General features: G+C 70.7%; 10 protein-coding genes. 2 read left to right on the forward strand and 8 right to left on the reverse strand.

Annotated elements, in window-relative coordinates; all coding sequences use genetic code 11:
* Positions 1-100: 100 nt before the first annotated feature.
* Both ABZ810_RS10085 and ABZ810_RS10090 read right to left on the reverse strand, forming a co-directional pair.
* Positions 101-1,060 carry a hypothetical protein gene (locus tag ABZ810_RS10085; RefSeq protein WP_358401606.1) on the reverse strand — a complete coding sequence of 320 codons (960 nt, stop codon included), beginning with the start codon at positions 1,058-1,060 and terminating at the stop codon, positions 101-103.
* A 95-nt stretch (positions 1,061-1,155) separates the two neighbouring features.
* Complete coding sequence (locus tag ABZ810_RS10090) at positions 1,156-1,554, reverse strand: nuclear transport factor 2 family protein (protein ID WP_358401608.1); 399 nt, start codon at positions 1,552-1,554, stop codon at positions 1,156-1,158.
* An 84-nt stretch (positions 1,555-1,638) separates the two neighbouring features.
* On the opposite strand from ABZ810_RS10090, the gene ABZ810_RS10095 reads away from it, so the two are divergent.
* Positions 1,639-2,196, forward strand: coding sequence for a TetR/AcrR family transcriptional regulator (locus tag ABZ810_RS10095; RefSeq protein WP_358401610.1), 558 nt, complete (start codon positions 1,639-1,641; stop codon positions 2,194-2,196).
* 13 nt (positions 2,197-2,209) lie between these two features.
* A complete protein-coding gene (locus ABZ810_RS10100) occupies positions 2,210-2,902 on the forward strand; it encodes a short chain dehydrogenase (RefSeq protein WP_358401612.1) in 693 nt (230 codons plus the stop codon).
* A gap of 197 nt (positions 2,903-3,099) precedes the next feature.
* Here ABZ810_RS10100 and ABZ810_RS10105 read toward each other — a convergent pair whose 3' ends face one another.
* The 6 genes from ABZ810_RS10105 to ABZ810_RS10130 form a co-directional block, all read right to left on the reverse strand.
* The gene (locus tag ABZ810_RS10105) at positions 3,100-3,891 is read right to left on the reverse strand and encodes an alpha/beta fold hydrolase (protein WP_358401614.1); all 792 of its coding nucleotides are present in this window, start codon (positions 3,889-3,891) and stop codon (positions 3,100-3,102) included.
* 119 nt (positions 3,892-4,010) lie between these two features.
* Complete coding sequence (locus ABZ810_RS10110; protein ID WP_358401616.1) at positions 4,011-7,214, reverse strand: family 78 glycoside hydrolase catalytic domain; 3,204 nt, start codon at positions 7,212-7,214, stop codon at positions 4,011-4,013.
* Between the two features lie 106 nt (positions 7,215-7,320).
* On the reverse strand, positions 7,321-9,840 hold the full coding sequence (locus tag ABZ810_RS10115; protein ID WP_358401618.1) for a glycoside hydrolase family 78 protein: 2,520 nt from the start codon (positions 9,838-9,840) through the stop codon (positions 7,321-7,323).
* Positions 9,841-10,008: 168 nt separating this feature from the next.
* On the reverse strand, positions 10,009-10,842 hold the full coding sequence (locus tag ABZ810_RS10120) for a carbohydrate ABC transporter permease (RefSeq protein ID WP_358401620.1): 834 nt from the start codon (positions 10,840-10,842) through the stop codon (positions 10,009-10,011).
* On the reverse strand, positions 10,839-11,894 hold the full coding sequence (locus ABZ810_RS10125; RefSeq protein WP_358401622.1) for a sugar ABC transporter permease: 1,056 nt from the start codon (positions 11,892-11,894) through the stop codon (positions 10,839-10,841). The genes ABZ810_RS10120 and ABZ810_RS10125 overlap by 4 nt, the downstream gene beginning before the upstream one ends.
* On the reverse strand, positions 11,891-13,195 hold the full coding sequence (locus ABZ810_RS10130; RefSeq protein ID WP_358401624.1) for an extracellular solute-binding protein: 1,305 nt from the start codon (positions 13,193-13,195) through the stop codon (positions 11,891-11,893). The genes ABZ810_RS10125 and ABZ810_RS10130 overlap by 4 nt, the downstream gene beginning before the upstream one ends.
* Positions 13,196-13,244: the final 49 nt, after the last annotated feature.

The following is a 13,244-nucleotide window of genomic DNA, read 5'->3' on the forward strand; positions in this document are numbered from 1 at the left end:
GCACTTCGCCGAGCGAACGTCATAGCGTCCAGGCTCAGCCTGCCCGTGAGCGGCGGGGGCCGCGCGTGACAGGGACGGGGAACCCGCCTGACCGGCCGGGCTAGTAGTCGCAGTAGCCGCAGGTGCAGGGTGGCTCGTACATGTCCCGTCTGCGGAGGTCGTCGCCACGGCGGGCGAGGAGATGCTCCGGCAGGTGGTCCTGCACCTGCCACCATTCCAGCGTGAAGTCGTGCTCGTCCTCCGCGTGGACCAGGAACGGGCCGTTCTCGCGCAGCGGCTCGTAGGAGTACCAGCGGTCTCTCCGGGCGAGCACCCTGTCCGCGGCGGGTTCGGTGAAGCCGCCTCTCATGGAGTCGTAGACATGGTGAACGTCGGCCGCGGTGATGTCGCGCACGGGGGTGAGCACGAGCGGCCAGCAGGCGGGGTCGTCGGAGCCGTCGACGTCCTCGGGCACCCTGGCGGATTCCCCGCTGAGCGCGTGCACCGTCCACTCGTGGATCCCGGTCGCGCGGCCGACCTCGGCCGCGGACAAACCCGCACGGACCGCGTGCACGGCCAGCGCCTCCGTCTCGGTGAGTCCGCCGCGACCGCGTTCGGCGGACCTGGCGGCTTCGCCGGCCATGCGCAGCCAGTGGTCCGGGCCGCAGACGTCCGGCACCGGATCGCCGAGGTGGCCGGCGCAGCGGCTCCCGGGACCGGCGGGCGCCTCGTTGGAGCAGGAGGAGTGCCCGCACAGCTCGATGACCCGCTGGGTGCCCAGCTCGGGGACGAAGACCGTGCATGCTCGAAACACCCGTCTGGGCCTGCCGCCCGCCGCGGTGAAGTACCGCACGCGCTCACCCCGCTCGGCGCGTTCGACCTGGAACGTCCTCACCTCCCACGCGGAGAGGACATGCCCGGCCATGGCGATCGCCAGGGCCGGGAACGGCCGGAAAGGCGTGGGACCGTCGAGGGTCGGGATCTCGGTGAACGGACGGCGGGTGTCGGCGTCGTCGAGGTGACCGAGCGCGAGCGTCAGGAGCTCCGCGGCGTTGACGTGCGTGCTGTCGGCTTCGGTCATGAACTCTCCGGACGGCGGCCAGAACCGGAGAATACTCAGCCGACCTCTCATGACCGAAATGCTTTTCCGCCGGGCGTCCTGCCGGCCCGCCGCCGTCACTCGGGCAGCGGCAGCCCGCCTGGCCTCTTGGTGTATCCGAGCTGCTCGATGACGCGACCGCCGCTGACCCGCGTCACGTTCACGCCGAGGACCGATTCCGCGTCGGTGGCCCCGAAACGATAACGCCACCGCACCGCGGCCCAGTCGCCGTCCGAGATCACGTGCTGGACCTCGAACGTGGTCGACTCGTCGTCCATCAGCTCGCCCCAGAACGCCACGCACGCCTCCTTGCCCACGTACGCGGTGCCGTCGGGGGCGGGCTGGGCCGACACCATCAGGCAGTCCTCATGGACCAGCACGGCGAGCGCGTCCTTGTCGCGGCGCCGGAACGCCTCGTTGAAGAGACCGATGGTCTCGGCGGTGCCCCTGGCCGCCGGCGTGGCGGATGTGGTCATCTCACCCTCCCGATCAGTAGAACGATTGGTCTACATTCGACGGTATAGACTGGTCTATCTACTGTCAAGGCAAGGAATCACGAGATGAGCCCCACGACCTCCCCGGGCCCCCGGGAACGCCTTCTCGCCGCAGGGCAGGAGCTCTTCTACTCACGCGGCGCCTCGGTCGGAGTGGACGCGCTGCTCAAGGAGGCGAACGTCGCCCGCAGGTCGCTCTACGAACACTTCGGAGGCAAGGACGGCCTGGTCGCGGCGGTCCTGCGCCGCGCCGCCGAGGACGATCTCGCGTGGTACGAGGGCGCGCTGGCCGGTGCCGCCGAGCCCCGGGAACGGCTTCTCGGCCTGTTCGACCGGCTCGACGACCTCGTCTCCGACCCGGCCTTCCGGGGTTGCCGGTACTTCGCGACCGACCTGGCACTAGCCGATCCCGGCCATCCGGCCCACGCCGAGAGCGACGCGTTCCGGCAGCGCCTCCGCGCACTCCTCGTCCGGGAACTCCAGGCCCTGGGCCACGACCACCCGGAGCGCGCCGCTGAGCAACTGCATCTGCTGATCGAGGGAACGCTGGTCATGGGCGCCACGCAGGACGATCCCCACCCCGGCCGCGCCGCCCGCGACCTCGCCGCCACCCTCCTGGCCTGACGTTCAGTACGACGTGAAGACGGCGCTGGTCCCGTCTGCTGTGGCCGGCCTCCATGTCTGTGATGGTGGCCGTGCCCTGTTGCGGCTCGCGCGCCGCGGCATCAGTGGCATGCTTGCGGCCATGAGGGTGATCGTTATCGGGGCGACCGGAACCGTCGGGCGTGCGGTGGTGAGCGCGCTGGAACCCGCCCATGAGGTGGTGCGGGCGTCACGACGCGGACCGGTCGGCGTTGACCTGGGGAATCCGAGTTCGCTGGACGCTCTGTTCGCCGCGGTGCCCGACCCTCATGCCGTGATCTGCTGTGCGGCCAGTGGCCCGCTGGTGTCCTTGGAGTCGGTGACGGATCAGGAGTTCGCCGAGGGATTGCAGGGCAAGTTGCTCGGGCAGGTCGCGTTGGCTCGGCGGGCGGTCCATCACCTGCGTGACGGAGGCTCCATCGTTCTCACCGGTGGCACCTTCGCGGCTCCGCTGGCCGGCGGTTCGTTGGGAGCCCTGGTCAACGCCGGCCTGGAAGGGTTCGTCCGCAACGCCGCCGCCGAACTTCCACGCGGACTGCGCATCAACGTGATCAGTCCGGGATGGATCCGCGAGACGCTGGAGCACCTGGGGATGGACGGCTCGAACGGCACGCCGGTCGCTGATGTGGCCAAGGCCTATGTCGAGGCGATCGAGGGCGGCGCGCAAGGCCAGACGATCGTTCCGTGAGGCGCTGACGCCGTTCGTCGTCGCGGCGGTCATCGTGGTCGCCGGCCGCGACTCTGGACCGGGCGTTCGAAGGTGAAGGTGATCGTGCGGCCTTGGTGACCGTGGCCGACCGCCTCCCAGCCCTCGGGACGGCGAACCAGCCGGCCTCTCTCCTACGGGTCCATCGCGGTGATCTTCCAACGGCGGTGGGTGGCTGGTCAGGTGTGGTCGGCGGGCTTCAGGTGGTGGCGCAGGAACGTCAGCGTGGATCGGTGCAGGCGGGTGCGATGCGGGACGGTGCCCCATCCGTGGTCGGCGCCGGGAACGGTTTCCATGTCGGCGTTGTCGCCGTAGTGGTCCAGGTAGCGGCGCGCGTAGTCGATGGGGGCGATGTCGTCGTGGTCGCCGTGGATGATGAGGAGGGGCCCGGTGTAGGCGCGGGAGCGTCCGTACACGTCCAGCGTGGTGATGTCCTCGACCAGGGCGGGGCTCATCCGGTGGCCGTCGGCGTCGAAGTAGCCCTTGGCGGCGATCTCGGCGGCGATGTCGCGGCCCTTGAGACGGCCCGCGCCGACTTCGAAGGGGGCGACGGCGGCGGGTGACCACAGGACCGTGGCGGTGATGCCGGGTTCTTCGGCGGCGACGATGCCGGCGACGACACCGCCCATGCTTCCGCCGACCAGGCCGATGCGCTCGGGGTCGATGAAGTCGAAGGTCCGTACCGCCTGGACGACCGATCGGGCTTCGGCGATCTCGCCGCTGATGGTGACCTGGGCGAAGTCGCCGTCGCTCTCGCCGTGGCCGGACAGGTCGACGCGGACGGAGGCGATGCCGGCGTCCCGCAGGAGGCGTGACATGCGGACGAAGGAGGCGCCGGTCTCGAGGCGGTTGTTGGCGAAGCCGTGGACGAGGACCACGCCGGGCCACCGGGTGCCGGGCGGGCCCTCGGGGATGTGCACGGTGGACCGCAGGGTCAGGTCGTCGTACTGGAAGTCGTGGTTGACGATCACGTGGCCGTCCTCGGTGAGGGTTGACGGGGGCCGCGGGACGTACGGGTGCCGGGCGGGAGGCACCCGTACGTCCGGTCCGCGGGGGTCGGGATCAGGTCGCTGTCATCGGATGGAGAGGGTCATCGTGGTGCGGTGAAGGTGAACTGGCCTGCGGGGACGGTGTAGACGGCGTGACCGTCGGCGAGCCGCAGGAAGGTGGCGCGGGGCGGTGTCGGCCCCGGGCGGCCGTCGGCGGGGACGCGGACCTCGGCGGTGGTTCCCGCCGGGACGGTGATCTGGAGCCGGAAGGTGTGCTGCGTCGTGGTCCAGGCGCTGCGGGCGGTCCCGTAGGGGGTGGCGAACGTGCCGTGGGCGTAGCGGAGATCGCCGACCGGCTTGGGCTGGTAGATCAGCCGGTCGGCGGCGATGGCGCCGGGGGCGGTGCGGATGCCGGCGATGCCGGCGTGGAACCATTCCTGGATCTGGGCGAGGATCATGTGGTTCTTGGAGTCGCCCCTGGTCCAGCGTTCGCCGATGGTGGTCATGCCGCCGGGGTTGGCGGGGGTGGACTCCATGAAGTAGCCGTAGCCGGGCTGGTCGTTGGTCTGCAGGAGGTCCCACAGGACGTCGTCGCGGCCGCCGTCGGCCAGGGCCCGGATGATGGGCGCCATTCCGATGGTGCCGCCGCTGAAGTGCGGCCCCTCCCCGTTGGGGTGGAAGGCCTGGACGAGCTCGACCAGGGCGCCCAGCACCTGCGGGCGCCGGCCGGCGGGCACCAGGCCGGCGTCGAGCGCGAGCGCCTGGGCGGTCTGGGTCGCGCCATCGGCGCCGGCGTCGCCGGTGGCGGTGTAGCGGCCGAGTTCCTGGTTGAAGAAGGCGTCGTTGAACGCGGTCTTGATGTCGGTGCCCAGCTGCCGGTAGGTGGCGGCGTCGGCGGTGTGGCCGGTCAGCTCGGCCATGCGCGCCATCTTGGTGATCATGACGTGGTAGCCCCAGGTGCCGGTGATGCGGCCCGAGGTCTGGTCGGCGGCGACCCAGTCGGCCAGGGCGGCGTCGACGATGTGCGCGTCGGCGCCGGTGCCGGCCTTCTCGCGGCGGATGTAGTCGACGTACTCGACCATCTGGCGGTAGTGGGTCGCCATGGTCTGGGTGTCGCCGTACAGCTCGTACAGCATGGCCGGGACCAGGACGATCGCGTTGCCCCAGTTGATCTCGTCGCCGAACCGGCCCGTGTAGCCCCAGTCGTAGACGGGGGTCTTGAGCGCCACGTTGCCGCGCATCGGGGTGTCGGCCATCGACTGGCCTTCGACCAGGTGCCGCACGTGGGTGCGCAGGTAGGCGGCGAGCTGGAAGTCGCGGTGGATGGCGCCCATCGGCATGGTGTAGTCGGCCGGGTAGGACAACTTCTCGCGGCCCGGGCAGTCGGTGAACGTCGACATGATGTTGCTCGCGAACGAGTAGTAGGCCATCTTGTGGATCCGGTTGATCCGCGCGTTGGAGCTGCCGAACTCCCCGGCGCGGGGCGTGTCGGCCTGCAGCCGGACGCCGGTGACCAGGTCGCGGGTCGGCGTGTAGCCGTCGGGAAGCCCGGTGATCTGGATCCACTGCATGCCGAAGTAGTTGAAGCCCGGGTGCCATGCCTCGCCGCGCGGGTCGCCGTGGGCGGTGTAGGTGTTGAACAGGTCGGTGCCGCGGGACCCGCCGCCGCCCATCAGGGAGGCCTGGTTCACCGTTCCGTCGGGGTTGAGCGACTCGGCGGGCGCCATCTTGACCGTGGTCCCGGCCGGGACCTTGCCCAGGCGCAGTTCGGGCCGGCCGGTGATGTTCTGGCCGAGGTCGAACACCCAGGTGCCGGGGGCCGGGTTGGTCATCGAGATCGGCCGCAGCCGCTCCTGCGCCCGGATCGGTTCGGCGGTCCGGGCGACCAGCCTGGTGGCCAGGTTCGGCGGTGGCGCGATGCCCGCGTTCACCCATGCGGTGGCCGAGCCGTCGCGTCGCCTGGCGGTCGCGGTGAGATCGGAGCCGGGCAGGTTCCAGCCGGGCTGCTCGCGGCGCGCGTCGTGGTCGGAGCCCGAATACCAGGCATCGGTGACCAGCGGGCCCAGGGCGGTGCGCCAGGTTCGGTCGGTGACGACGGTGTCCTTGCCGCCGTCCGTGTAGCGGATCTCCATGCGGCCGATGAAGCGGGGCGTCACCGCCGCTCCGGCGGAGGGGTCGCTGGCGGCGATGTTGTTGCCGGAGCCGGTGACCTTCGCGCCGGCCGGGTGCGCGCCCGCGAGGGCCGGGGTGAAGGCGATGCCGGTGCCGTCGGCTCCGGCGGTGCCGATCCGGGTGATCGTTCTCGATTCGAGCCGGTCGCCGCCTCCGCCGGTGGCGACGTTGATCGTGCCGTCGACGTGGTAGCCGGTCACCGAGTCGAGCTTGACCGCCGTGGCTCCCGCGGCGGCGTCGGCGGCGAGCGTCCCGGTGCCCTTGGGCTGGCTCTGCCACCAGGAGTACGGCGCGTTCCGTCCGACCGCGGGATTGGTCACGCTGCGGCGTACGTAGGCGGTGCCGTTGCCCAGCTCGACGCCGATGGTGTTGTCGCCGTCCCGGACGACGCGTGTGAGGTCGTAGGCGCGGTACTCGCTGGACAGCTGGTAGTTGGAGTTGCCGGGCGCCAGCACCTCATCGGTCAGTTCCCTGCCGTTGACCGTGGCGTGGTGCAGCCCGACGCCGGACAGGTACAGGCGGGCGTCGGCGACCTTCTTACCGCGCGGTACGCGGAACGGGCGGGCGAAGATCGGCATTGGCTGGTTCTCGGCGCGGTCGGGATAGTCGATCCACCGGGCGTTCCCCCAGTCGCCGTGCTCCAGGAGGCCCATCGTCCAGGTGGAGGCGGCCGACCAGCCGGACGGCTGCTGGTTGGCGTCCCAGACCCGGACTCGCCAGGCGACCCTGTCGCGTGACTTCAGGGCCCCGGCGAAGGCGGCGCTCTGCCGAGTGCTGCGCACGCGGCCCGATGACCAGGTCAGCCGCCCCGATTCGAGCTTCGCCGACGTCTCTGCCGCCTGCACCTCGTAGGCGGTCTGCCGATCGCCCGGACAGGGCGTGCGGGCTGCGGGGCGGCGGCAGGGGTGGGATCTCGCGCGGCCGTTCTCGGCGATCTGCCAGGTCAGGACGGGCCGCCGGTTGTCGATGCCCTGAAGCGAGTCGTACCTGCCGTCCACGCCGAGATGGACCGGCTGAACGTAGCCGGTCTCGCGGACGGTGGCGGTGTGGGCGGCGACCGGGGATGGCGCCGCCAGGCCCACGAGCAGAGTCGTGGCTCCCGTGACGCAGATCGAGCGTTTGCCGGCTGACATCGGTCCTCCTCTTTCCGTCGGGGCGGGAAAGCACGGATGTGGGAGCGCGGAACGTTCAGTTGCGGGCCGTAGGGGTGCGGGCGCGCACAGGTGCGTGCGCGAGGTGTCACGCGTGAGTGGCGGGCATCCGGCAGGCGAAGGTGTGCCGCCCGGGGCCGGCGTCGATGGGCTGGTCCGGCTCGGCGGGCAGGTGCACGGTGGCCGTGGTGTTGGGAGGGACGAGGAGGCGCACGGTCAGGAGCCCTCCGGTGAGCTCCCAGCCGACTTCGGCCTGGCCGAACGGGGTGAGGTGGGAGGCGCGTGCGTGGGTGAGGCCACCTCCGGGACGGGGGCGGACCAGGAGACGGCGGTAGCCGGGTTCGGCGGGGGCGAGACCGGCGACGGTGCGGTGCATCCAGTCGGCGACGGCGCCGAGGGCGTAGTGGTTGAACGAGGTCATCTCGCCGCGGTTGACGGTGCCGTCGGGCAGCAGGCTGTCCCAGCGTTCCCAGATGGTGGTGGCGTCCATGGTCACCGCGTACAGCCAGGACGGGCACTCGGTCTGCAGCAGCAGCCGGTAGGCGTCGTCGACGGCGCCGGCGTTGGTGAGGGCGTCGCAGATGAGCGGGGTGCCGACGAAGCCGGTGCCGATGCGGTGGCCGCCGTCGCGGACGAGTTCGGCCAGCCGCCGGCCCGCGTGGGCGCGGCGGTCATGGCCGTCGATGAGGCCGAACTCGAGCGCGAGCGCGTAGGCGGTCTGGGAGTCGCTGGACACCTTGCCTTCGGGGGAGACGTAGGCGGTGTCGAACGCGGCGCGGACCCGGGCGGCGAGTACGTCGTAGCGGCGGTGGGCGTCGGTGTCGCCCAGGAGGCCGGCGGTCTGTGCGACGAGACGCGTGGAGTGGGCGAGGTAGGCGGTGGCGACCAGGCTCGGGTCGGTGCGGGTCTCCGCGGGCCGGTCGGAGGGCGCGGCCGGGTCGAGCCAGTCGCCGAGCTGCTCGCCGGTGTCCCACAGCAGCGATTCGCCGGCCAGGCCGGCGATCTGGTCGGCCCAGGCGGTCATGCTCGGGTATTGGCGGCGCAGCAGTTCCAGGTCGCCGGTCCGCTGGTAGAGCGTCCAGGGCAGCAGGACCGCGGCGTCGCCCCAGGCCGCCATCGGCCGCGGCTTGACGGCCGGGGCGAGTTCGATCCACGGGACATAGAGCGGGACGGTGCCGTGCCGGTGCTGCTCGGCGGACAGGTCCTGCAACCAGGAGCCGAGCATGCCGGTGCAGTCGTACAGGAACGCGGCGGCGGGGCCGAAGACCTGGATGTCGCCGGTCCAGCCCAGGCGTTCGTCACGTTGCGGGCAGTCGGTGGGGACGTCGACGACGTTGCCGCGCATGCTCCACACGATGTTGTCGTGCAGCCGGTTGAGCAGCGGATCGGAGCAGGAGAAGTCGCCGATGCGGCGCATGTCGGTGTGGCAGACCACGGCCTGGACGTCGGCGGGGTCCAGGTCGCCGGGCCAGCCGTCGATCTGGGCATAGCGGAAGCCGTGGATGGTGAAGCGTGGTTCCCATTCCTCGGGGGCCGCGTCGCCCCGCAGGGTGTAGGTGTCGTGTGCGGCGGCCCTTCGCAGTGGCCGGGTGCACAGGGCGCCGCCTTCCAGCACTTCGGCGTGCCGCAGTGAGACGGTGTGGCCGGCCGGGCCGTGGACGCGGATGCGCAGCCGCCCGGAGATGTTCTGGCCGAAGTCCAGGATTGTCTCTCCCGCCGGGCCGATCAGGACGTCGGCCGGGGCGAGGGTCTCGACGCGGCGGACCGGCGGGCCGGACGGCGCGACCAGCCTGGCCGGATCGTGGGTGAAGGTGTCCGCGGGAAGCCAGCCGGAATCGTCGAACCCCGGGCTCGACCAGCCCGGCGGCAGCAGCCGGGCATCGTGGTGCTCCCCGTCGTACAGGCTCGCTGCGGTGACCGGGCCGGGTGCGCAGCGCCAGTCGTCGCCGGTGAGCACCGTGCCGGTGGTGCCGTCGGTGTAGGTGACCTCCAGCTGGGCGATCAGGGCGGTGCGGTCGCCGTAGACCGCGGTCCTGCCGCCGCCGAAGCCGATCCGGCCGCGGTACCAGCCGTCGGCGAGCATGGCCGCGATGGCGTTCGGGCCCTCGTTCAGCAGCCCGGTGACGTCGTGGGTGCGGTAGCGCAGCCGGTGGTCGTAGCTGGACCAGCCCGGGGCGAGCACGTCGTCGCCGACCGGGCGGCCGTTGATCTCCACCTCGAACAGGCCGTGCGCGGTGACGTACAGCCGGGCCGAGGCGACGGTCCCGCGCACGGTGAAGTCACGGCGTAGCAGCGGAGCCGGACCATCGGGTTCCCCCACGAGCCGCGGGGCCGGTGACACCGCGTCCGCCAGCCAGTCGGCCGGGTCGAGGAGTCCGGCCTCGACCACCGCCCACGGGCTCCAGCCGGTGCTGCCGCCGTCACGGCCGTGCACCCGTACCCGTACGCCTCTGCGTTCACGGGAACGCAGAGGCGGCCCGGGCCAGGGCACCAGGACCGACTCACCTGAGTCGACACGGCCGGTACGGGTCTGGTCGAGGCCGGTACGGGTCCGGTCGCCGAACTCGAGCTCGTAGGCGGCCTGCCGCCAGCCCGGGAGGTCGGTCACCACGGTCCACGACAGGCGTGGGGAGGCTTCGCCGATCCCGAGGGGGCGGCGATGATGTTCGAAGGCGGGAGCTTTGACACTCGGGGTCGTCACAGGCGTCCGGTTCCTCTGGGAGTCGCTGAGATCAAGGCAGGCGTCGCCCTGCCGGCTGGAGCGCGTGGGCGGGACTCAGCCCGTGAGCGCCTTGTCGGTCATGCCGTTCACGATCTTGTTGTTGAAGAAGACGAACATCAGCAGCGGCGGGATGGTGATCAGGACGATGTCCATGAACAGCAGGTTCCACTGCGTGCTGTACTGGCTCTGGAAGTTGTAGAGGGTGACCTGCACGGTGGCGTTGTCGTCGCCGGGCAGGAAGTACAGCGGGTTGACGAAGTCGTTGAAGACGGCCACCGAGCTGGTGAGGATGACGGTGATGGTGACCGGCCGCAGCAGCGGGAAGATCACCTGGAAGAACAGCCGGACCCCGCCGCAGCCGTCGATCATGGCGGCCTCGTCGAACTCCCGCGGGATGGCCGCGATGAACGCACGGAACAGCAGCACCGCGTACGGGAGCCCGTAGGCGACCTCGACCAGCGTCAGGCCGGGCAGCGTCTTGAACAGGCCCAGCTCCTGAAGCAGCCAGATGGTGGGCACGACCGCCGGTGGAATGATCAGCCCGGTGAGCACCAGGAAGCTGGCGGCCGAGCTCATCCTGTCCTGGCGGCGTTGCAGGACGAACGCCGCCATGGCCGCGAAGAGGACGATGAGCGTGACGGACGCGACGGTGAGGATCGTGCTGTTGACGTAGGCGCGCAGCAGCACGTAGTCGCGCGCCTGGACCACCTCGGTGAGGTTCTGCACGATCCGCCACTCGGTGGGCCAGCCGAAGCCCAGGTCGGTGGCCTCCTTCTCGTTCTTCACCGCGTTCAGCAGGATGAAGGCGAACGGGATGAGGAAGACCACGGTCGCGACCGTCAGCGCGACCGTCTCGGCGCCGAGTCTCTTGAGGGTTCTCGTTCTCATGAGGCGACCTGCCGCTTGCCGAGGACGTAGGTGAGCGGGACCACCAGCGCGGTCACGACGAGGAACAGCAGCACGTTGCCCGCGGTCGACAGGCCGTAGAAGCCGGCCTGGTACTGCTTGTAGATGATCGAGGAGATGGTGTCGCTGGTGAATCCGGGGCCGCCGCGGGTCATCGTCCAGATCAGGTCGAACGTCCGCAGCCCCCCGATGAACGACAGCACGATCACCGAGTAGGTGGCCGGCCAGGACAGCGGCAGCGTCACGTGCCGGAACCCGTGCCAGGCGGTTCCGCCGTCCACCATCACCGCCTCGTAGTAGGAGCCGGGGATCGACACGATCCCCGCGATGTAGATGACCGTGGCGAGGCCGACGCCCTTCCACACGTCCACCAGCGCCACCGACAGCAGCGCGGTGGTGGCGTCGCCGAGCCAGTCGCGCCCGTCGACGCCGACCAGCCCGAGCGCACGGTCGACCAGTCCGGTGTCGGGCTTGAGCAGCATGCTGAAGGTGATGCCGACCGCGACCGTGGAGACCAGGACGGGGAAGAAGACCACCGACCGCAGGAACCCGCGCGAGCGGAGGCTGCTGGTGAGCAGCACGCCCAGCGCCATCCCCAGCACCACCTTCAGCCCGCTGGTGACGACGGCGTACACGATGGTGTTCTGGAAACCGACGCGCAGGTTCTGCTCGGACAGGAAGTCGCGGAAGTTCTCCAGCCCGACGAAGGTGCTGTCGAACAACGTCCACCGGGTGAGGGAGAAGTAGAACGCCATCACCGTCGGCACCAGGAAGATCACCAGGTAGACGGTGGCGGCCGGCGCGTACAGGGCGTAGGGGTACGAGCCGTGCCTTCTCCCGCCGCGTGATCTGGTGCGCCGGTGCGAGAGGGGCGAGGGGCCGCCCCTCCCCGGCGCGGCTGCGCGGCCCGGTCGGCGACGCCGGTCCGGCCCGGCGGCCCGGCTGCGGCGCCCGGCGGCCCGGCTGCGGCGCCCGGCCGCCTCCTCGTCCGTCACGTGCTTGTCGACCGCCCGCCCGGCCACCCTCCGGGTCACCCCCACCCCGGGAGGCCCAGCTGCTTGGCCTGCTTGGCGACGTCCTTGTCGTACTGGGCGGCGCCGGCGGCGGGCTGGGTGAGCCCCGACCCCACGGCGACCGTGATCTGTTCCAGGGACGGCCCCTTGACCGGCGACAGGAACTCCAGCGCCGGCGTGGTGGCCCGGCGGTCCAGGTAGACCTGCAGATCCTTGGCCACCTGCAGCGCGTCCGGAGGCAACGTCGCACCCTCGATCCGGTACGGCCCGGACGGCGGAACGGCCTTGGTGACCGCGGCGGTCCCCGCCGGGGAGGCGACGAAGGCCAGGAACTTCTTGGCCTCGTCCAGATGCTCGGTGGTCTTGGCGATGTAGATGGCGGGCGGCTCCCACACGGTGGCGCCGTGCTTGGCCGGGTCGTTGCCCGGGATGCCGAAGAAGCCGACGTCGGTGGCCGCCTGCGGGTAGTTCGCCAGCTGCGGCGGCAGGGTGACGCTGAGCATCGCGTAGTGGGCGCCCTTGCCCTCGATCAGCATCTTCAGGCCCTGCTCGTTGGTGGCCGACCCGAAGCCCTTGTTGCTGTAACCCCTGGCGTGGATCTCGGCGAGGTGCTGGAATCCGGAAACCGCCGCCGGGGTGGAGGCGAACTTGGTCTTGCCGGCCGTGTAGTCCTGCGCGAAGGTCGGCACCGCCGCCTGCACGTTGTAGTAGTCGGCCAGGACCATCAGCTGCGAGGTCCAGGTGTCCTTGAACGTGGTGACCACCGGAGTGATCCCGGCGGCCTTGACCTTGTCGTTGTTGGCGATGAACTCCGCCCAGGTCGTGGGCGGCTTCAGCCCCAGCCGCTGGTAGACCTCGCGGTTGTACAGGATGCCGCCGCCGGTCGCCGCGGCGGCCGGGACGCCGTAGACCTTGCCGCCCTGGGTGACGACCGGCAGGTAGTCCTTCTTGACGTTCGTCAGCACCGGGTCGCCGGTGAGGTCGACCATGGTCTGCGCCGGGTTGAGGGCCTGCAGCAGTGATCCGGGGTTGTACCAGAACACGTCCGCCATGTCGCCGGTCGACAGCCGGGTCTTGACGATGTTGTCGCCCTCGCTGCCGCCCGCGATCACCTCGATCTTGATCTTGATCTTCGGGTCGGACTGCGTGAAGGCGTTCGCCAGCGCCTTCGTGGTGTCCACCGTGGACTGGTCGTTGCCCATCAGGAACGACAGCGTCACGGTGCCGTCGGATGACGATCCCGATCCTGAGCCGCACGAGGTCGAGGCCGCCACCGCGAGCGCGGTCGCAGCGGCTCCGAGCATGCGGAGAGGTGGTTTCACGATGCCCTCCGGGAGTGAATTAAATCGTTTTAACTGCTCCCCGATGCGC

The sequence above is a fragment of the Spirillospora sp. NPDC047279 genome (genome assembly GCF_040643285.1).
In the GTDB taxonomy this organism is placed as follows: Bacteria; Actinomycetota; Actinomycetes; order Streptosporangiales; family Streptosporangiaceae; genus Spirillospora.

What these genes read in the sequence shown, in the direction of transcription:
- ABZ810_RS10110 (WP_358401616.1), bottom strand. Translation starts at nt 7,214, where the DNA reads ATGTCAGCCGGCAAACGCTCGATCTGCGTCACGGGAGCCACGACTCTG.
- ABZ810_RS10120 (WP_358401620.1), bottom strand. Translation starts at nt 10,842, where the DNA reads ATGAGAACGAGAACCCTCAAGAGACTCGGCGCCGAGACGGTCGCGCTG.
- ABZ810_RS10090 (WP_358401608.1), bottom strand. Translation starts at nt 1,554, where the DNA reads ATGACCACATCCGCCACGCCGGCGGCCAGGGGCACCGCCGAGACCATC.
- ABZ810_RS10085 (WP_358401606.1), bottom strand. Translation starts at nt 1,060, where the DNA reads ATGACCGAAGCCGACAGCACGCACGTCAACGCCGCGGAGCTCCTGACG.
- ABZ810_RS10095 (WP_358401610.1), top strand. Translation starts at nt 1,639, where the DNA reads ATGAGCCCCACGACCTCCCCGGGCCCCCGGGAACGCCTTCTCGCCGCA.